18 protein-coding genes are annotated in these 18,679 nt (G+C 69.1%); 4 read left to right on the forward strand and 14 right to left on the reverse strand.

Annotation, left to right across the window (positions count from 1 at the left end; all coding sequences use genetic code 11):
• Positions 1-2,379: a DNA translocase FtsK gene (locus DFR72_RS21705; protein WP_090073888.1), complete on the reverse strand. Its 2,379-nt coding sequence runs from the start codon at positions 2,377-2,379 to the stop codon at positions 1-3.
• 118 nt (positions 2,380-2,497) lie between these two features.
• On the opposite strand from DFR72_RS21705, the gene DFR72_RS21710 reads away from it, so the two are divergent.
• A complete protein-coding gene (locus DFR72_RS21710; protein WP_425459907.1) occupies positions 2,498-3,271 on the forward strand; it encodes a lysophospholipid acyltransferase family protein in 774 nt (257 codons plus the stop codon).
• Here DFR72_RS21710 and DFR72_RS21715 read toward each other — a convergent pair.
• Both DFR72_RS21715 and DFR72_RS21725 read right to left on the reverse strand, forming a co-directional pair.
• Positions 3,168-3,848, reverse strand: a complete 681-nt coding sequence (locus tag DFR72_RS21715) for a hypothetical protein (RefSeq protein WP_177224663.1) — start codon at positions 3,846-3,848, stop codon at positions 3,168-3,170. The genes DFR72_RS21710 and DFR72_RS21715 overlap by 104 nt on opposite strands.
• 366 nt (positions 3,849-4,214) lie before the next feature.
• Positions 4,215-7,019: an AfsR/SARP family transcriptional regulator gene (locus tag DFR72_RS21725; protein ID WP_090073884.1), complete on the reverse strand. Its 2,805-nt coding sequence runs from the start codon at positions 7,017-7,019 to the stop codon at positions 4,215-4,217.
• A gap of 105 nt (positions 7,020-7,124) precedes the next feature.
• On the opposite strand from DFR72_RS21725, the gene DFR72_RS21730 reads away from it, so the two are divergent.
• Complete coding sequence (locus DFR72_RS21730; protein ID WP_177224662.1) at positions 7,125-7,739, forward strand: class I SAM-dependent methyltransferase; 615 nt, start codon at positions 7,125-7,127, stop codon at positions 7,737-7,739.
• Between the two features lie 10 nt (positions 7,740-7,749).
• On the opposite strand, the gene atpB is transcribed toward DFR72_RS21730, so the two are convergent.
• The 8 genes from atpB to thyX form a co-directional block, all read right to left on the reverse strand.
• Positions 7,750-8,553 (reverse strand): F0F1 ATP synthase subunit A, encoded by an 804-nt coding sequence (gene atpB, locus DFR72_RS21735; RefSeq protein WP_090073880.1) that lies wholly within the window; start codon positions 8,551-8,553, stop codon positions 7,750-7,752.
• Positions 8,554-8,655: 102 nt separating this feature from the next.
• Positions 8,656-10,335: a ribonuclease J gene (locus tag DFR72_RS21740; protein ID WP_090073877.1), complete on the reverse strand. Its 1,680-nt coding sequence runs from the start codon at positions 10,333-10,335 to the stop codon at positions 8,656-8,658.
• Positions 10,332-11,228: a 4-hydroxy-tetrahydrodipicolinate synthase gene (gene dapA / locus DFR72_RS21745; protein WP_090073875.1), complete on the reverse strand. Its 897-nt coding sequence runs from the start codon at positions 11,226-11,228 to the stop codon at positions 10,332-10,334. Before dapA ends, DFR72_RS21740 begins: the two co-directional genes overlap by 4 nt.
• A 19-nt stretch (positions 11,229-11,247) precedes the next feature.
• Positions 11,248-11,859 carry a TIGR03085 family metal-binding protein gene (locus tag DFR72_RS21750; protein WP_090073873.1) on the reverse strand — a complete coding sequence of 204 codons (612 nt, stop codon included), beginning with the start codon at positions 11,857-11,859 and terminating at the stop codon, positions 11,248-11,250.
• A gap of 25 nt (positions 11,860-11,884) precedes the next feature.
• Positions 11,885-12,298, reverse strand: a complete 414-nt coding sequence (locus tag DFR72_RS21755; RefSeq protein WP_090073871.1) for a hypothetical protein — start codon at positions 12,296-12,298, stop codon at positions 11,885-11,887.
• Positions 12,299-12,300: 2 nt separating this feature from the next.
• Positions 12,301-13,746 (reverse strand): serine/threonine-protein kinase, encoded by a 1,446-nt coding sequence (locus DFR72_RS21760; protein WP_245983281.1) that lies wholly within the window; start codon positions 13,744-13,746, stop codon positions 12,301-12,303.
• A 72-nt stretch (positions 13,747-13,818) separates the two neighbouring features.
• Complete coding sequence (locus tag DFR72_RS21765) at positions 13,819-14,220, reverse strand: ACT domain-containing protein (RefSeq protein WP_090073869.1); 402 nt, start codon at positions 14,218-14,220, stop codon at positions 13,819-13,821.
• Between the two features lie 4 nt (positions 14,221-14,224).
• Positions 14,225-14,929: an FAD-dependent thymidylate synthase gene (gene thyX / locus DFR72_RS21770; RefSeq protein ID WP_090073867.1), complete on the reverse strand. Its 705-nt coding sequence runs from the start codon at positions 14,927-14,929 to the stop codon at positions 14,225-14,227.
• Between the two features lie 67 nt (positions 14,930-14,996).
• On the opposite strand from thyX, the gene DFR72_RS21775 reads away from it, so the two are divergent.
• Both DFR72_RS21775 and DFR72_RS21780 read left to right on the forward strand, forming a co-directional pair.
• On the forward strand, positions 14,997-15,509 hold the full coding sequence (locus DFR72_RS21775; protein WP_090073864.1) for a toxin-antitoxin system HicB family antitoxin: 513 nt from the start codon (positions 14,997-14,999) through the stop codon (positions 15,507-15,509).
• A 5-nt stretch (positions 15,510-15,514) separates the two neighbouring features.
• Complete coding sequence (locus DFR72_RS21780; protein ID WP_090073861.1) at positions 15,515-16,420, forward strand: DUF4097 family beta strand repeat-containing protein; 906 nt, start codon at positions 15,515-15,517, stop codon at positions 16,418-16,420.
• Positions 16,421-16,450: 30 nt separating this feature from the next.
• Here the strand turns inward: DFR72_RS21780 and DFR72_RS21785 are convergent, their stop codons facing one another.
• Genes DFR72_RS21785 through DFR72_RS21795 form a run of 3 tightly spaced genes read right to left on the reverse strand, consistent with a single transcriptional unit; the run spans position 16,451 to position 18,562 of the window.
• The gene (locus DFR72_RS21785) at positions 16,451-16,945 is read right to left on the reverse strand and encodes a hypothetical protein (RefSeq protein ID WP_090073857.1); all 495 of its coding nucleotides are present in this window, start codon (positions 16,943-16,945) and stop codon (positions 16,451-16,453) included.
• Between the two features lie 18 nt (positions 16,946-16,963).
• Entirely contained in the window at positions 16,964-17,572 is a 609-nt protein-coding gene (locus tag DFR72_RS21790; RefSeq protein ID WP_090073854.1) for a TetR/AcrR family transcriptional regulator, read from the reverse strand.
• Between the two features lie 6 nt (positions 17,573-17,578).
• Complete coding sequence (locus tag DFR72_RS21795; RefSeq protein WP_090073852.1) at positions 17,579-18,562, reverse strand: aldo/keto reductase; 984 nt, start codon at positions 18,560-18,562, stop codon at positions 17,579-17,581.
• Between the last annotated feature and the right edge of the window lie 117 nt (positions 18,563-18,679).

The raw sequence follows: 18,679 nt of genomic DNA on the forward strand, positions 1-18,679 counted from the left end.
CTAGTCCTCGTCGTCGGCGGGGCCGCCTCCACGCATCAGGTAGACCACGTTCTCGAGCTCGTCCGGCTTGATCAGCACCTCACGTGCCTTCGAGCCCTCGGACGGGCCGACGACGCCGCGGGTCTCCAGCAGGTCCATGAGGCGCCCCGCCTTCGCGAACCCGACGCGCAGCTTGCGCTGCAGCATCGACGTCGAGCCGAACTGCGACGTCACGATCAGCTCGGTCGCCTGCACGAGCAGTTCCAGGTCGTCGCCGATGTCGGCGTCGACCTCCTTCTTCTCGGTGGCCTTCTGCGCCGTGACGCCGTCGGTGTACTCCGGCTGCGCCTGGTTCTTGGTGAACTCGACGATCGCCGAGATCTCCTCGTCGCCCACGAACGCGCCCTGGACGCGCACCGGCTTCGACGCGCCCATCGGCAGGTAGAGGGCGTCGCCCATGCCGATCAGCTTCTCGGCGCCGGGCTGGTCCAGGATGACCCGCGAGTCCGTCAGGGACGACGTCGCGAACGCCAGGCGGGACGGCACGTTCGTCTTGATCAGGCCGGTGACGACGTCGACGGACGGGCGCTGCGTCGCGAGCACCAGGTGGATGCCGGCCGCACGGGCCTTCTGCGTGATGCGGACGATGGCGTCCTCGACGTCGCGCGGTGCGGTCATCATCAGGTCGGCGAGCTCGTCGACGATCGCCATGATGTACGGGTACGGCCGGTAGACGCGCTCGGAGCCGGGCGGCGCGGTGATCTCGCCGGACTTCACCTTGCGGTTGAAGTCGTCGACGTGGCGCACCCGGTTGACCTGCATGTCCTGGTAGCGCTGCTCCATCTCCTCCACGAGCCACGCCAGCGCGGCCGCCGCCTTCTTCGGCTGCGTGATGATCGGCGTGATCAGGTGCGGGATGCCCTCGTAGGGCGTCAGCTCGACCATCTTCGGGTCGATCAGGATCATCCGGACCTCGTCCGGCGTCGCGCGGGCCAGCAGCGACACCAGCATCGAGTTCACGAACGACGACTTGCCGGAACCCGTGGAGCCCGCGACCAGGAGGTGCGGCATCTTCGTCAGGTTCGCGGTGACCATGTGGCCCTCGATGTCCTTGCCGAGGCCGATCACCATCGGGTGCGTGTCCTTGAGCGTGGACGGCGCGCGCAGCACGTCGCCCAGTCGCACCATCTCGCGGTCGCTGTTCGGGACCTCGATGCCCACGGCCGACTTGCCGGGAATCGGGGCCAGCAGGCGGACGTTGTCCGTCGCCACGGCGTACGCGATGTTCTTGGTCAGCGCGGTGATCTTCTCGACCTTCACGCCAGGGCCGAGCTCGACCTCGTAGCGCGTGACCGTCGGGCCGCGGGTGAAGCCGGTGACCTGGGCGTCGATCGAGAACTGGTCCAGCACGCCGGAGATCGCCTCGATCATGAGGTCGTTCGCCTTGCTGCGGGTCTTCGGCGCGTCGCCGTCCTTCAGCACGTCCGGTGGCGGCAGCTGGTACTCGCCCTCGACCGCGCGTACGGCCATCGCCGGTGCGGCGGCGGTCTTCTTCTCCTTCGCGGGCTTCGGGGCGGGCTCCGCGGGCTCCTCCAGCGGGAGTTCGGCCTGCGGCTCCTCCTCGACCGGCTCGACGGCCTGGCGGCGGCGGGACGGGCGGCGCAGGCGAACCGGCTTCGGCTCCTCCGGGAGGTCTTCCCCGTCGGACGAGGGTTCCTGCGTCCGTTCACGGTGCACGAGCGCGCGAAGTCGCTGCGGCACCTCGCGAACCGGCCAGTGCAGCACGCACAGCAGTCCGAAGACGAAGATCAGCACGAGCAAAGGGCCCGCGACCCAGGGGGTGAGACCCTGCGCGAGGAACCCACCGGCGAGGAAGCCGAGCGCGCCACCCGCTTCGCGGCGCGCGAGCGGATCCATCGGCAGGCCGCCGATCAGGTGGAACATGCCCAGCACGCCGATGCTGATCAGGACACCACCGACGACGAGCCGGAACCGTTCTTCCGGCTTGGGGTCCGTGCTCATCAGCAACACACCGATGCCAAGCAACACCACAGGGACGATGACCGCGGGAAAGCCAACCGAACTGCGCACGGCGACGTCGACCCACTGGCCCACCGGTCCGCCGGCCTGCCACCAGACTCCCGCGCCGGTGATGAACGCCAGGGCGATCAGGAACAACCCGATGCCGTCACGCCGGTGTTCAGGTTCGAGGCCTTTGGTGCCGGTGATCGCACGGACCACAGTGCCGACGCCACGGCCCAGTGCACCCCACACGGCGCTGATGGCGCCGCCGCTCTTGCGTGGTGCAGGCTTTCTGGACGCAGTGGACCGCGCCCGCGGCTTGGCTGGTGCTTTGCCGCGTGACGTGGTCTTTCTCGAAGTCCCTGTGCGCCCGGCCATGTGTATAAGGTAGTCCCTCGCGCATCACCAGCCACGTCTGCAACTGGTACGCGTGCGAATCCCCATGGTTCCCTCGATCGGGCACAGTGTCGTTCCGACACGCCGTACGCTGCCCCGCGTGTCCACACCGCTCTTCTGGCGCGTGCTCATGGTGGTCGACCGGGGCCTGATCGCGCTGACCGGCAAGCTCGAGGTATCGGGCGACATCCCGCCGGAGCTGCTCGGCAAGCCGTTGCTGCTCGCCTCCAACCACATCGGCAACCTCGACCCGATGGTGCTCATCGCGGCCTGCCGCAAGATCGGCGTCAACCCGCGCTTCATGCTCGCGGGCGGCCTGCTCGACGCGCCGGTCCTGGGCCCGGCCCTGAAGGCGTGCGGTCACCTGCGCGTCGACCGGCGGTCGGCGAACGCGGGCGAGGCGATGCACCGCGCCGTCGCGGCGTTGCGGAAGGGCGGTGACCCGATCGCCGTCTACCCCGAGGGCAAGATCAGCCTGGACCCCGGCATGTGGCCGGAGCGCGGCAAGACCGGGGTCGCCCGCATGGCCCTGGGCGGCGACATCCCGGTCATCCCCATCAGCCAGTGGGGCGCGCACGAGGCCGTGTACTGGGGCAACCTGCACGTCTCCGGCTGGAGGGACGCGTTGCCCTACCTGACGTCGTGGCTGCGCGCGGTGCGCAAGCGGCCGACGTTCAAGGTCCACTTCGGCAAGCCGGTCGAGCTGTCCGACCTCAAGGCCGAGACGATGGGCGACGCCCGGCGCGCCCACGAGCGGATCATGGTCGCGATCACCGAGGGCTTGGTGCCGTTGCGCCTCGACGAGCCGGACCTGCCGCGCTTCCACGACCCGACGCGCCCGACGACCGGCGTCTCGCCCTGGCGGCCCGCGTGATCGAGTAGCCGATCACCGTGATCAGCATGAGCAACGGCATCGGGTTGCCCCGCCACAGGCTGATCGCGAAGTCGATGATCGGGACGACCAGCGCCGCGACGAACGTGAACGCGCTCGCCGTGGGCAGCTTGACCTTCGGGTCCGCCCACGGCGTGCGGCGCCACGGTTTCGCGACGCTGAGCCACGCCTGGAACGCGATCGCGCCGATCATGAGCGACGTGCCGACGGGCATCCACGCGGTGACGTGCCCGTCCACGGCCTGCTGGAGGTTGCCGCTCAGGACGAAGATGCCGATGTAGAGCTGGCTGACCGTGATCACGAACTTCGCGAGCACCCACCAGTGCCGGAAGTAGCCCCACGGCGTCGTGGCGCTGAGCATGAACCCGCTGAAGGCACTGGTGTTGGCCATGATCGCGAGCACCTCGTGGTCGAGGTAGCGCGCCATCCTGAACGCGTCGAGATCGCCTGTCTTCATGCCGTGGAGCACGAGGGCGAGCAACGCCACGGCCTGGCTGAGCCAGCCCACGGACGTGACGACGTGCAGCCACACCAACAGGGTCCGAGCGCGCTTCTGCATGACATGTAGCTTGCCTACGCATCAGCGCGAGCACATCAGGGATCTCCCCTACTGAGCGACTCGGTCCAGCCACTCCCCCATGAGCGCGTCGAACGACACCGGCTGCTCGATCAGGTCTCGGCGGTTCGCACCACGGCCATGCCGTCGAACTGCGCGGCCAGGACGGGATCGAGTTCGGCGTCGTCCGACCGGCGCACCTCGAACGGCGGCACCGTCCGGCAGGTCGGGATACAGGCGCCGGGAGCCCGGTCTGGTCTCGAAGTGCGGTTCCAGACGACCGAGCATCAAACGGTGGTCGGGAGTCCAGCCGTGAAGGGCGAGCACCGGGACGCCGGCACCGTGTTCCGCGAAATGCACGAAGCCGTTCTACCCCAGCTCGTGCAGCCTCGCCCGCACTTCGGGAGTGAGCGGGTGGTCGTAGTCCTCGTAGATCGTCAGCGCTTCCAGCAGGTACGTCCGCGCCACGTCGGGCTGCCCCGCGCTCGTCTCCCCCAGACCGTGCAACGCCTCCGCGAGGGACTTGCGGTCACCGAGCACCCGCAGGAACTCGATCGCGTGCCGGAACGAGTCACGCGCCTCGACCCGGTTGCCCAGCTTCGACTGCGCCCAGCCGATGCTGACGAGCGCCATCGCCTTGCCGTGCACGGCGTCGTGCGAGTCCATCAGCTCGAACGCCGTCCGCGCCGACGCCAGTGACGCCTCGAACTGGCCGGCCGATCGCAGGATGTCGCTCAGGAACAGCCTCGTGCCACCCTCGCCGAACCACGAGCCGACCTCGGCGTGCCGCCTCAGGGCCTCGCCGAACCTGTCGACGGCGAGGTCGAACTGGCGCAGCCCGCCGTACGCCATGCCCAGGCCCGTGAGGCTCCACGCGGCGCCGACGGCGTCACCGATCTCGTGCCGGATGGCGAGCGCGCGGTCGAAGAGTTCCAGCGCGTCCGCGAAACGCTGGCCGCGGAACGCCGACAGCCCCTGGCCGTGCACCGCCCACGCGCGAGCCGCCTGGTTGCCGTCACGGGTCGCGGCGCGTTCGGCGACGCGGTACGTGCGCGTCCATTCGTCCAGCGCGCTCGACACGATGAAGTAGTTCCACAGCGCCACCGGGATCTGCCACGCCGCCGGCGAATGCCGTTCCTCGGCGAGTCTCGCCACCGCCAGCAGGTTCGAGGACTCCGTGCGGCACCAGGTGAAGGCGTCGTCGTGCGAGGTGAAGTCCTGAGTGGACAGTGGCGGTAGCAGGAACGCCGGGTGGTCCGGCGGCGCGATGACGGTGCCGGCGGCGTTCGCGGTGTCGAAGTACCAGCCCAGCAGGCGTGCCACGGCCTCGCCGCGGCCGTCCGACGACTCCTCGGAGGCGCTGAGCTCGGTGGCGTACAGGCGAAGCAGGTCGTGCATCCGGAACCGGCCGCGCGCGACCTCCTCCAGCATGTGCCCGCCTGCCAGCACGTCCACCAGCGTCCGCGCCCGCGACACCGGCACGCCCGCGAGCGCCGCCACGGCGTTCAGGCTGATCTCGGCGCCGGGGTGCAGGCCGATCAGGCGGAACGTCCTGGCCGCGTCGGGTTTCAGGGCCAGGTACGACCAGGAGAAGGCGGCGCGCACGGCCGTGTCCTCGTCGTCGCCCGTGGCCAGCACGTTCAACCGGTCGTGCTCGTCGGCGAGGTCGCTCGCGAGGTCGGCCAGCGTCAGGTGCGGCCGCGTCACGACCCGTTCGGCCGCGATCCGCACCGCCAGCGGCAGGTGCCCGCACAGCTCGACGAGCTTCGCGGCGGCGGCCGGTTCGGCGGCGACCCGGTCCGAGCCCACCGCGGACGTCAGCAGCGCCAGGCCCTCGTCGCGCGTGAGAGTGGACAACGTCATCGAGTGCGCGCCGTCGCGGGCGACGAGACCGCCGAGGTGGTTGCGGGACGTCACGAGCACCATCGACGTCGACCGGCCCGGCAGCAGCGGACGGACCTGCTCGGCGAGCCGCGCGTTGTCGAGGAGCACCAGAACCCGTTTGCCCGCGAGAACACTGCGGTACAGCGCGGACTTCGCGGGCACGTCCTCCGGGATGCGTTCGGACGGCACGCCGAGGCTCTGCAACAGCTGGTGCAACGCGGCACCGGGCTGCACGGGCGGTGCCGACGAGTCGAACCCGCGCAGGTCGACGTGCAGCTGACCGTCCGGGAACCGCGAGGCCACCTGGTGCGCGAACCGCACGGCCAGCGCGGTCTTGCCGACGCCGCCGGTGCCGGTGATCGCGACGAGCACCGGCGAGTGGTCGTGCGGGACTACCTCGGCGAGCTTCGCCAGTTCCTTCTCGCGGCCGGTGAAATCACGGATCTCGTGCGGCAGCTGGACGGGCACCAATGCAGGTGCCACCGGTTCCGGCTGCGGGTCGGGACGGCCGACGAGCACCTGTTCGTGCAGCTGACGCAGTTCGGGACCGGGCTCGATGCCGAGCTCCTCGATCAGCAGCCGGCGCAGGTCCGTGTAGACGGCCAGCGCCTCCGCCTGCCTGCCGCTGCGGTACAGCGCGGACATCAGCAGACCGTGCAGCCTTTCGCGCAACGGGTGCGCGGTGACCAGCGTCGTCAGCTCCGCCGCCACCTCGGTCTCACGCCCGACCATCAGCATCAGCGCCGCACGCTGCTCCACGGCCGTGAGCCGCATCTCGGCCAGGCGCGCGCGCTCCACCGCCGCGAACGGACCCGGCACGCCATCCAGGGCGACGCCCCGCCACAGTCCCAGTGCCGCGTCGAAGGCGGCGACGGCCTCGACCGGCTGGTCCCGCAGCCGCCCGGCCTCGTCCAGGTGGGAGCGGAACACGGCGGCGTCGGAGCTACCGGACGGAAGCCTCAGCAAGTATCCAGCGTCCGTGGAGAGCAGCACGGCACTCGGCGCCCGCGACGCCCTGTCCGGCTCGAACAGCCGGCGGAGCCCGGCGACGTAGGTGTGGATGCCGTTGTCTGCGCTGGCGGGCGGATCATCGCCCCACACGGCGTCGATGAGTTCACTGCGCGACACCACGTGGTTCGCGCGCAACGCGAGCACCGCGAGCACAGCCCTCTGCCGCGGCGGACCGAGCGTGAGCTCCTCACCGTCCACCGTGGCCGCGAGCGCGCCCAGCAAGCTGACGCGCAACTCGTTCTGCACCAGTGTTCTCACTTCGTCGCTGTCCGCGTTCACCTAGCAACCTACCGTCAGTTTTCGTCCAGAAGCCATCCAGAAGGCGTGCAGAGAGGTTCTCCACACTTCACTCAGGTGGATTGGGTCGAAATGAGGGGCGGGGAAATGAACGCGGCCGAGGTATTCGACACGCTCGGGCTGGAATACCAACGCGCTTGGTCGCACCAGCCGGCACTGCACGGCACCCTCGCCTGGTTCGCCGCGACGCAGCCCTCGGGCTCGCGCGTGCTGGACATCGGCTGCGGCACGGGCGTTCCCGTGGCGCGCACCCTGGCCAAGGCGGGCATGAAGGTCACCGGCCTCGACGTCTCCCCGGTCATGGTCGACATCGCGTCGGCGCAGGTCCCCGACGCCAGCTTCCACAAGATCGACATCCGGGACTTCGAGTCACCACCCGGCTCGTGGGACGTCATCTGCGCCGTCTTCTCGCTGCTGCAGATGACCCAGGCCGAGATCATCCGGACCCTCGGCCAGATCTCGACGTGGCTGCGGCCCGGCGGTCACTTCTTCCTCGCCACCGTGGCCGTCGACGTCGAGCAGGTCACCCTGCCCTGGATGGGCCAGGAGATCCAGGTGTCGTCGTTCTCCGAGGAGAACTTCGAGGCGCACCTGGGCGAGGTCGGCCTGCGGGTCGTGCGCCGGAGCCGGCCGGTCTTCACCCCGTCCTACCCCGGCGCCATGCCCGAGGAGTCGCTGCACCTGGTGTGCCAGCGCCCTTAGTCCGTGCTGATCAGTGCTGCTCGGCCAGCGCGCGGCCGATGAAGTGCGCCGACAGCAGGGCGAAGATGTACGCCTGCAGGACCTGCACCAGCGCTTCCAGGAAGAACAGCGCGATGGCGAGCGCGAAGCCCAGCAGCGACACCGGCTTCAGGTAGACCGGCGCGTTGAACAGCAGGAACTCGCTGCCGAGCGTGAACACCAGGATCAGCAGGTGCCCGGCGAACATCGCCGCGAACACCCGGATCGCGAGGTTCACCGGGTCGAAGAAGAACTTGAGGATGACCTCGGTCGGGATCAGCAGCCCCCACAGCACGGGCTTCGGCACGTCCTTGATGATGAACTGGTTGCGCAGGTAGCCCCTGAGGCCGAACTTGCGAATGCCCACGTAGTGGTAGAGCGGAAAGATGATCAGCAGCGCGACGGCCGCCGGGAACCCGCTGTGCGTGAACGTCGGGAACTGGATGAACGGAATCACGCCGTAGACGTTGTTCACCAGCACGAAGCAGAAGATGCTGACGATCAGCGGCACGTACGGCGCGAATTCCTTGGCGCCGATCTGCTCCCGCGCGATGGTGTTGCGGCCGAAGTCGTAGACCGATTCGGCGGCGAACTGCCAGCGGGTCGGGATGATCTTCATGCTCCTGGTCGTGACCAGGAAGAAGGTCAAGATGATCGCCACCGACAGCACCAGCAAGGCCTGCGGTTTGGTCACCGAGAAGTCGAACGGCAGGCCGAGCGGCTCGTTCCAGGTGAAAATCGGTGGGAGAAGAATGTCGTCTTTGCCCGGTGGGCTGAAAACGTCGTTACCGGCCATTGGGCGAACCCCCTCGTCCATGGTCTGGGAGTAGACCTTATCGGACGAGGGGGACGCAGATCACAGCAGGGTCACGAAGCGACCCGGTTTCACGCGACCGTGTCAGACCGGAATGACGGTCGGCACGATCATCGGCCGGCGGCGGTAGGTCTCCGCCACCCAGCGCCCGACCACGCGGCGCACGGCCTGAGCGATCCGGTGCGTGTCGCTGATGCCCTCGGCCTCGGTGCGCGCCAGCTCCATCTCCACGAGCGGGACGACGGCCTCCAGCGCCTTGGGGTCGTCGGAGAAACCACGGCCGGAGATCGTCGGCGACGTCACGGCGCGGCCCGTCGTCCGGTCGATGGCGACCGAGATCGAGATGAAGCCGCCCTCGCCCAGCACCAGGCGGTCGGACAGCGTCGACTCGCCCACGTCGCCCACGGACAGGCCGTCGACGTACACGTGGCCGACGACGACGCGGCCGGAGACGGCTGCCTTGCCGTCGATCAGGTCCACGACGACGCCGTCCTCGGCGATCACGACGTGGTCCTCGGCTACACCGGTGGCGACCGCGAGGGCCGCGTTCGCGCGGAGGTGGCGCCACTCACCGTGCACCGGCATCACGTTGGACGGCCGCACGGCGTTGTAGAGGAACAGGAGTTCGCCGGCCGGTGAGTGGCCGGAGACGTGCACCTTGGCGTTGCCCTGGTGCACGACGGTCGCGCCGAGCTTGGCGAGGCCGTTGACGACGTTGAAGACCGCGTTCTCGTTGCCGGGGATGAGCGACGACGCGAGGATCACCGTGTCGCCCTCGCGGATCGAGATCTGGCGGTGGTCGCCGCGGGCCATGCGGGACAGCGCCGACAGCGGCTCGCCCTGCGACCCGGTGGAGACGAAGATGACCTCGTCCTCCTCCATGCGCATCGCGACGTCGAGGTCGACGAACAGCCCGTCGGGCACGTTCAGGAAGCCCAGGTCGGACGCGATGCCCATGTTGCGGACCATCGACCGGCCGACGAACGCGATCTTGCGCTTGTACTGCACGGCGACGTCGAGCACCTGCTGGACGCGGTGCACGTGCGAGGCGAAGCAGGCCACGATGACCCGCTGGTCCGCCTTGCGGATCACGTTCTCCAGCACGGGGCCGATCTCGCGCTCGGGCACCACGAAGCCGGGCACCTCGGCGTTGGTCGAGTCGACCAGGAAGAGGTCGACGCCCTCGTCGCCGAGGCGCGAGAAACCCGCCAGGTCGGTCAGGCGACCGTCCAGGGGCAGCTGGTCGAGCTTGATGTCGCCGGTGTGCAGGACGAGCCCCGCGGAGGTGCGGATGGCCACGGCCAGCGCGTCCGGGATGGAGTGGTTGACGGCGAAGAACTCGAGCTCGAACGGCCCGTATGAACGCCGCTCCCCCTCCTTCACCTCCACCAGGCGCGGGGTCTGGCGGTGCTCACGGCACTTGGCGGCGAGCAGCGCCAGCGTGAAGCGGGAGCCCACGACCTGCACGTCGGGGCGCAGCTTCAGCATGAACGGCACGGCGCCGATGTGGTCCTCGTGGCCGTGCGTCAGGACGATGGCATCGATGTCGTCGAGCCGGTCCTCGATGGCCCGGAAGTCGGGCAGGATCAGGTCGACGCCCGGCTGGTCGTCTTCGGGGAACAGAACGCCGCAGTCGACGACGAGCAGCCGGCCGGCGTGCTCGAAGACGGTCATGTTGCGGCCGATCTCGCCAATTCCGCCGAGAGCGACGACGCGGAGGCCGCCTTCCGGCAGTGCGGGCGGCAGTTCGGTCGAGTGGGTCACGCGTTAACTCCCAGTTCGGCCGCGATGGCCTCGATGTCTTCGGCGGCGGCAGGTACCAGCGGCAGACGGGGTTCCCCCACGTCCAGTCCGCGCAGGCGCAGCGCCGCCTTCGTGTACGTCACGCCGGGAACCCGGCGGAAAGGTCGCAGCAGCGGCAGCAATGACTCGTGGATCTCCTTCGCGCGCACCACGTCACCGGACTCGTAGGCGTCGGCCATGTCGCGGAGACGGTCCGCGGCGAGGTGGCCGATGACGCTCACGAACCCGACGGCGCCCACGGACAGCCACGGCAGGTTCAGCGGGTCGTCACCCGAGTAGTAGGCGAGGTCGGTGCTCGCGATCACCCTGCTGCCCGCGTGCAGGTCGCCCTTGGCGTCCTTCACGGCCAGGATCCGCGGGTGTTCCGCCAGGCGCAGGAGCGTGTCGACCTCGATCGGCACGACCGCGCGCGGCGGGATGTCGTAGAGCATCACCGGCAGCTCGGAGGCGTCGGCGATGGCGGTGAAGTGTGCCAGCAGGCCTTCCTGCGGAGGCCGCGAGTAGTACGGCGTCACGACCAGCACACCGTGTGCACCGGCCTTGGCGGCCTGCTCCACCAGGTGGATGCTGTGCGCGGTGTCATACGTGCCCGCGCCGGCGACCACGCTCGCGCGGTCGCCCACGGCTTCGACGACCGCCGTGATCAGCGCGGCCTTCTCCCGATCCGTCGTCGTCGGGCTCTCGCCGGTCGTGCCGTTCACGACCAGGCCGTCGTTGCCCAGGTCCACCAGGTGTTTCGCCAGTTCCTGCGCCTTGGGGAGATCGACCTCGCCGCGCGAGTCGAAAGGCGTGACCATGGCGGTGAGTACGCGGCCGAACGGGCGGTCCGTCCCTGTGTAGGGGCTTCCTGGCATGCGCAGAAACTACCCGAGTTCACACGCTTCGGTTCAACGACCGCACCTGTCGCACCGCGTCGGCGTCGCCGCTGTATTCGACTCGGGCCTCGTCGCGCCCGAACGCCAGCATCACGAGCTCGGCCACCTCGCCGGTGATCACCACTCCGTTCGCGCCCTGCTTGGCGACGACGTGCTCACCGTCGGGGCGCACGAGCGTCACGCCCACGGGCGACGACCTGTACGTCATGCGCGCGGTGAACGGCAGCAGCTTCCACAGCGTCGCCTCGCGCCTGGCGTCGTACGGCCGTGGCTCCCAGCCGGCCTGTGCGCGCCGCACGTCCTCGTGGTGCACGAAGTACTCGCCGGTGTTCACGAGTTCGTCGATCGGCTTGACCCAGAACGGCGGCATGCGCACCAGGTCCAGGAGTTCGCTCCACGCCTTGTGCGCGTAGTCCCCCTGGACCTTCTCCGTCCACTTCGTGAACACCGGCAGCAGGATGCCGGGCGCGGTGTCGAGGCGGCGCTCGCGGATCGCGAGGTGCGCGGCCAGGTCCTTGGTCAGCCACGTGCCGCACAACGTCGGCGCGTCGGGGCCGAGCTCGGTCATCAGGTCGACCAGCGCTTTGCGCTCGTCACGGGCGAGGCTCACTCCCCCATTGCACCACAACCCGATCTCAGGCCTCGTTCGGCTTGTAGCAGCCCTTGAAACCGTCCGGCTTGGCCGAGTTGTCGGCGAGGAGCTTGACCACCTGGTCGCGGTTCAGGTTCTCCGGGTAGCCGGGCCACTCCGGTTCCTGCCCGTTGACGTGCAGCTCGTCGAGCCAGTAGCCGGACTGTCCCGAGATCTTGGCGAACTCCAGGTCGCAGCCCTTCACCCGCACGACGACCTCGATGGTCTTCTCCGAGGACTTGATCGTGCGCTTGCCGACCTTCTTGGACTTCTTCTCCTTCTCCGTGGTGGGCTCGCCGGGGTTGCTGAACCCGGCGGCCCTGAGCTCGGAGACGAACTTGTCCTCGTTGTTGCCGCACGCCGTCAGGGCGGCCGCGCAGCCGAGGGCCAGCAGGGCGGGAACGATCCGGCTCTTCACGTTCAGTTGTCCTTCTTCGTGCTGATGGTTCCGTCGAGTTTGCTGCCGTCCCCGGCACTGGCGATGCACCAGATCTTGCGCTCCGCGTTGCCGTCCTTGTCCTTGGTCCACGCGCTCTCGCTCGGGACCAGGGTCGTGAGCTTGAGCTTCTCACCGTCCTTGACCCACCCCGAGTTCAGCGTCATCTCGCAGCGGGAGACGCCGAGGCCCTTGAGCGAGTCGAGGCCCGGATACGCGGCGTCGGGGAGGTTCGACTGGATCGGCAACGTGTCGATCACGTCGAACACCTCGAAGTCGTGCGGCTTGTCGCACTCCTCGCGGGTGTCCGCGTTGAGCAGCTTGGCCGGTGCGACGTCGCCGATGCCGCACGTGTTCTCGTAGAGACCGAACACCGGGATCTCGGCACCCTCGCCGTAGGTGAGAGCCTGGCTGCCACCGCCGGCGCCGGGCGTCGTGAACGCCTTGTGGGCGAAGATGCCGCCGGTGAACGCCGCCGCGGCGATGACCACGGCGCCGACCAGCGCGAGGACGCGGTTCCGCTTCTTCTTCGCCGGGTCCGCGGCGGGAGAGGCCTGCTGGTACTGCTGGGTCTGCACGGGCGGGATCCCGGTGGGCGGCGTCGGCTGGTTGCCGATGCTGGCGAGCATCGCGCGGGCCTGCGGGCCGGACAGCCTGGCGTTCGGGTCGGCGATCAGCAGGCCGGTGATGACGGCACCGAGCACGCCCGTGGCACGGGTCAGGCGCGGGGTCTCGCTCATGATCGCGTGCAGCGTCGAGGCCGTGGAGGAGCGCTCGAACGGGCTCCAGCCCTCGACGGCGTAGCAGAGGGTCGCGCCCAGGGCCCACAGGTCGGACGCGGGACCGGCCTCGTGGCCGTGGATGCGTTCCGGTGCCATGTAGGCGGGCGAGCCGATCAGGCTGCCGCTGGTCGTCAGGCGCGGGTCGTCGACGGCCTGGGCGATGCCGAAGTCGGTGAGCTTGAGCTTGCCGTCCGGGCGCACCATCAGGTTGCCGGGCTTCACGTCGCGGTGCACGATCCCGGCCTGGTGCGCGGTCTCGAGCGCCGACAACGCCTGCAGCGCGATCGACACCACCTGGTTCGGCGGCATCGGGCCGTGCGTGCTGATCAACGTCGACAGCGTCGCCGCGTCGACCAGCTCCATGATGATGTAGGTCAGGCCGTTCTCGTTGATCGCGTCGTAGACCGTCACGACGGCGGGGTCGTTGAGCTTGCCGGCGGTGCGCGCCTCACGCAGAGCGCGTTCTTCGAGCACACGGCGTTCCTCGTGCGCGATGCCGTCCGGCAGGTGCAGTTCCTTGATCGCCACGAAGCGTCCGATGTGACGGTCCTGGGCGCGCCAGACGATGCCCATGCCGCCACGACCGAGCTCTGCGAGCAGGGCGTACCTGCCCGCGATGATGCGTGGTTCGACAGCCTGTCCGTGCAACGTGCGCTCCTACGAACCTCGGAACCGGGGGCGTTGACGGTACTTGAGACCCGCCAACCGGAGGATCGGTTCCTAGGCTTCCGGTGCTACAACCAGTTCGTGACCTGCGGCACGCAAAGCGAGCACCGCACGTCCCAGGTCCTTGTGCTTCACCAACAGGTGGTCCGTGTCGTAAGTGGACAACGCGAACAGCGAGACGCCCGCCGCCGCCAGTTCACCCGCCAGAGCAGCCATGATGCCGGTGAGCGTGAACTCCAGGGGCCCGCGCACGGTCAGCAACCGCCAGCCCTTCTCCGCCGTGTCACCGTCCATTGCGAACGACGCGGGCGCGATGATCGACAGCTCGGCCGGGGTCCTGGTCACGGAGACCAGGACGTCGGTGAGGTCGAGCAGCCCGCTGGGGACAGGGGCGTCGGGCGCCAGGCGCGTGACCGCGTATTCGCCGGGCCGGACGTCCACGATGAGCCGCTTCATGGCGTCAGCCTTCAACCACGAGTGGGCTGGAGGCAACTTCCGTGCCGTCCGGGAGTGTCGAGATGACGAAGTCCGCGAACGCGTTGGGCGCCGCCTTCGTCAGTTCGCGCAGGCACGCGATGGCGAGCTCGCGCAGTTCGACGTTGATGTGCTCGGTCGCGCGCATCGCGATGAAGTGGCGCCACGAGCGGTAGTTGCCCGTCACGACGATCTCGGTGCCGGTGGCGTTGGGCAGCACGGACCGGGCGATCTGCCGCGCGCGCCGGCCGTTCACGGTCTTCTCCAGGCTCTGCACCAGGTCCTCGTACGCCTTGAGGCTCGCGTCGGTCGCGGCCACGAACCGGGCGTGCAGCTCGGGGTCCTGCGCGATCAGGTCCGGCTCCACGACGTCGGTCGGGTCGGTGCGCTGGGAGAGCTGCGAGTACGAGAAGTGCCGGTGGCGGATCAGCTCGTGGGTGAGCGAGCGCGGCAGCTCGGTCAGGTAGAGCGAGGCGCTGCCGTGCTCGAACGCGGCGAGGTGTCCGACGTCGAGCAGGTGGTGCAGGAACGTCGCGTTGGTGTTCGTCATGGGGTTCGAGCGGTCCCACGACTGGTAGCAGGCCCGGCCGGCGAACTCGACGAGCGCCGCGCCACCGTCCGCGTCGGTCGTCCACGGCACGTCGTCCGGCGCGATGAACTCGGTCTTGGCCACCAAACGCACTCTCGGCATGGGCCGACATTAGCCCTGACGCCACGCGGTGGTTGCACGATGTCGGAAGTGACGTCATAGTGGTGTCATGGATCTGTCGCCGTACATCGCGTCACTGCGCGAGGACCTGGCGACGGCCGCATCCGCGGGGGACGAGAACACCCGTCGAACGGCCGCCGCACTGTCCGCAGCGCTCGAGCCAGCCGCGCGACTGGCGATCATGAACGCACTGTCCGACCTGGCCGCGGAGGTCACCGCCTCCCTGGACGGCCAGGTCGTGGACGTTCGCCTGTCCGGTCGTGACGTCCAGGTGGTCGTCACGGGATCGGCGGAACCGGAGCCGGAGCCCGCTCCGCGTCACGAGATGCCGAACTTCGGCACAGGTGACGCCACGGGTGACATCAGCCGCATCACGCTGCGCATGATCAACGAGCTCAAGTCGAAGGCCGAGGCCGCCGCGTCGGCCCAGGGCATGTCGCTGAACTCGTTCATCCAGCAGGCCGTGGGTGGCGCGGTGCACGGCAAGCACAAGCAGCAGCACAAGGGGTGGAGCGGAAACGCCGGCTCGGGCTCGCGCGTCCGCGGATGGGTGCAGGGGTGAGCGGGATGACAGAGCCGACAGACAGCGAACCGTCCGGCGTCGTGCGCCAGCAGAGCTTCGAGTTCGCGGGCGTCGCCGAGATCGACATCTCACTGCTCAGCGGCCGCGTGCAGGTGCAGCTGGTCGACGGCACCGGCGTGCACGTCGAGGTGCGGCACGACCCGAACGCGGGCAACTCGTGGACCGAGGGCCTGTCCAGCGTGCTGAGCTGGGTCAGCGGCCAGTTCGGCCCGGACAAGACCACTCCCGCGGCAGGCCCCGAGGAGGCCGTGCGCGACGCACGCGTCGAGCTGCTGGGCAACCGTTTGCGCATCGAGTCGTCGAAGGCGCTGCCGTTGCGCGCGGTGCCGCTGTCCGTGGTGGTGACGGCTCCCGTGGGGTCGCACGTGTCTTCACGGACCGGTGCGGCTGATGTCATCGTGACGGGCGGCGCGGGTCGTCTCGACCTGAACACCGGCACGGGCAGCGTGTCCGCGGACCGCGCGACCGGCGAGGCCAAGGTGAACTCGGGCGCCGGCACCGTGCGCCTGGGCACGATGCTCTCGACACTGAAGGCCAAGACGGGCAGCGGGGACGTCGAGGTGTCGTCGGTCGGCGGCACGACCACGCTGATCACCGGGACCGGTGACGTGTGGCTGGGCGCCGTGCAGGGCAACGTCCAGGTCCGCACCGGCAGCGGCGATCTGACCGTGGCCGACGCGGCCACCGGCGAGATCCAGCTCGGCACGGGCTCGGGCCACATCCGCGTCGGCATCCGGCAGGGCACGCTCGCGCGGATCGACCTGGTGTCCACGTCCGGCACCGCGCGCAGCGACTTCGACGTCTCGTCGCAGCCGCTGGGTGACGCCGCTCTGACGGTCACGGGCCGCACGGGCAGCGGCAACGCACTGGTGACCGCCGCTTCGAACTGACCGGGGGTCGGGTAGGCCCGGACGGCGTCCTCACGGCTCCTGGAACGGTTTGGATCCGCCGGGGACGTCGTCCGGGAAGAGCGGGCACCGCAGCTCACCGGTCAGGAACTTCCTGATGAAACTCGAGAAGTTGCCGGCATAGGACCACTTCTGCCGCATGTCCGTGATCATCACGGTCCACTCGTCCGGCTCGCCCTGGGTGAACCAGAGGCAGTGGTCGCCGTTCACCGTCATGCCCCAGGGCAGCAGGCCGGGAGAGTCCGGGTGCACGCGCAGACCCGGCTGGCGCCGCAGTGCCCGCAGCATCTTGGGCGCCGTCGACATCCAGTTCATGAAACCGGCACGTGCCGTCGGGTGCAGGATGCGGACGTAACCCCCGACGATGAGCGGTGGGTAGGCCTCGGCCAGGTGCACGAAATCGCTGGGCAGCGCGGTGCCCACCCGGCCTTTGACCGCGTCCCAGTCAACCGGGTCAGGACGCCGTTCGGGCGCTCCCAGCAGATCGATCCACTCGTCAGGCGGCACTGTTCACCTCCGTGACCCTCAAGCATCGCCTGTGGCACTAGGGGTTCGGTTGTACCGCAGTCCGGCCACGACCAGTGAGACGACGGCGTCGAACTCCTCCTGGATGTGAGGATTCCCCCACTCCTGGGCGTGAGCCGGGTGGTGGAACATCTGCGTCGCGTCCCACACCGCCTGCGCCGTCCTCTGGACGTCGTCGGTCACGAACTCGCGGGTTTCCACTCCGGCCGAGATGATGCGCGCGATCTGCCCCACGAGGTGACCGAGGTGGTACTCGGGGATGATGCGGCTCTCGCTCACCAGCACCTTGAACGTCGCGAACAGCTCGGGTTCGTCGACGTGGGAGAGCCGCTTCCGGTCGAACAGGTGCTGCAGCCAGGCCCTCAGGTTGTCCGCCGCGCTCGCTCCGGCGTCGAGGACCGACTCCATCTCCAAGTGGATCGCGTCGAGCCAGCGCCGCGTCACGGCCTCGCGCAAAGCGGCTTTTGTCGGGAAGTGGCGGTAGACGCTGCCGTGGCTGACCCCGAGTGCCTTGGCGACGTCGACGACGGTCGCCTTGGCCGGGCCGTACCTGCGCAGCACCTCTTCGGTCGCCGCGAGGATCGCCTCGCCGGTCAACGCCTCCGCCACGTCATCTCACCTCTCGCTGTCCAGCATCGCCATCTGCGCGGCCGCATAACGCGTGCCCGCGGCGGCTCCCAGAGGAGCGACGGCCTCGATCTCCTGCAGTTCCTGCTCGGTGAACGTCACGCCGACGGCACCGATCGCCTCGTTCAGCCTCGCACGCTTCGTCGTGCCGACGAGAGGCACCACGTCCTCACCGCGTGCCGCCACCCAGGCGATCGCGAGCTGCGCGACCGTGACGCCCTTGCTCGCGGCGATCTCGCCGAGCTTCTCGACGAGGGCTGCGTTGCGGGCCAGGTTGTCGCCCTGGAACCGGGGTGCGTGGCCACGCCAGTCACCGGCGTCGAGGGTGAGCGGGGTGGACGAGATCAGGCCGCGCGACAGCACGCCGTACGCGGTGATGCTGATCCCGAGCTCACGGGTGACCTGCAGGATCTCCCGCTCGACACCGCGTTCCAGCAGGCCGTACTCGATCTGCAGGTCGGCGATGGGGTGCACGGCGTGGGCGCGGCGGATGGTGTCGGCGCCGACCTCGCTCAGGCCGATGTGCCGAACGCGGCCCTTGTCGATCTGCTCGGCGATGGCGCCGATGGTGTCCTCGATCGGCACGTTCGGGTCGAGCCGGGCCGGCCGGTAGACGTCGACGTGGTCGGTGCCGAGCCGCTGCAGTGAGTACGCGAGGGAGTTGGCGACCGCGACGGGCCTCGTGTCGAACCCGAGGAACGCGCCGTCGGCATCCCTCATACCGCCGAACTTGACGCTGAGCTGCACCTCGTCGCGACGGCTCTTGAGGGCCTCGGCGATGAGCATCTCGTTGTGGCCCTGGCCGTAGAAGTCACCGGTGTCGAGCAGCGTGACGCCCGCGTCGAGGGCGGTGTGGATGGTCGCGATGCTCTCGTCCCGGTCGGCCGGGCCGTAGGCGTTGGACATGCCCATGCAGCCCAGGCCGATGGCGGACACGACCGGGCCGGTGGCTCCGAGCTGACGCTTCTGCATTTTCGAACCCTTTCGTCTTCGGTGGTTCCAGCCTGCCCGATCAGCTGACAGATTTCAATATCTGTCAGTCCATAGTTGTCCGCACGATTGACAAAAGAGTTTTGAACGTTCAAAGTC

The sequence above is a fragment of the Lentzea flaviverrucosa genome (assembly GCF_003350445.1).
GTDB classification, from domain to species: domain Bacteria; phylum Actinomycetota; class Actinomycetes; order Mycobacteriales; family Pseudonocardiaceae; genus Lentzea; species Lentzea californiensis.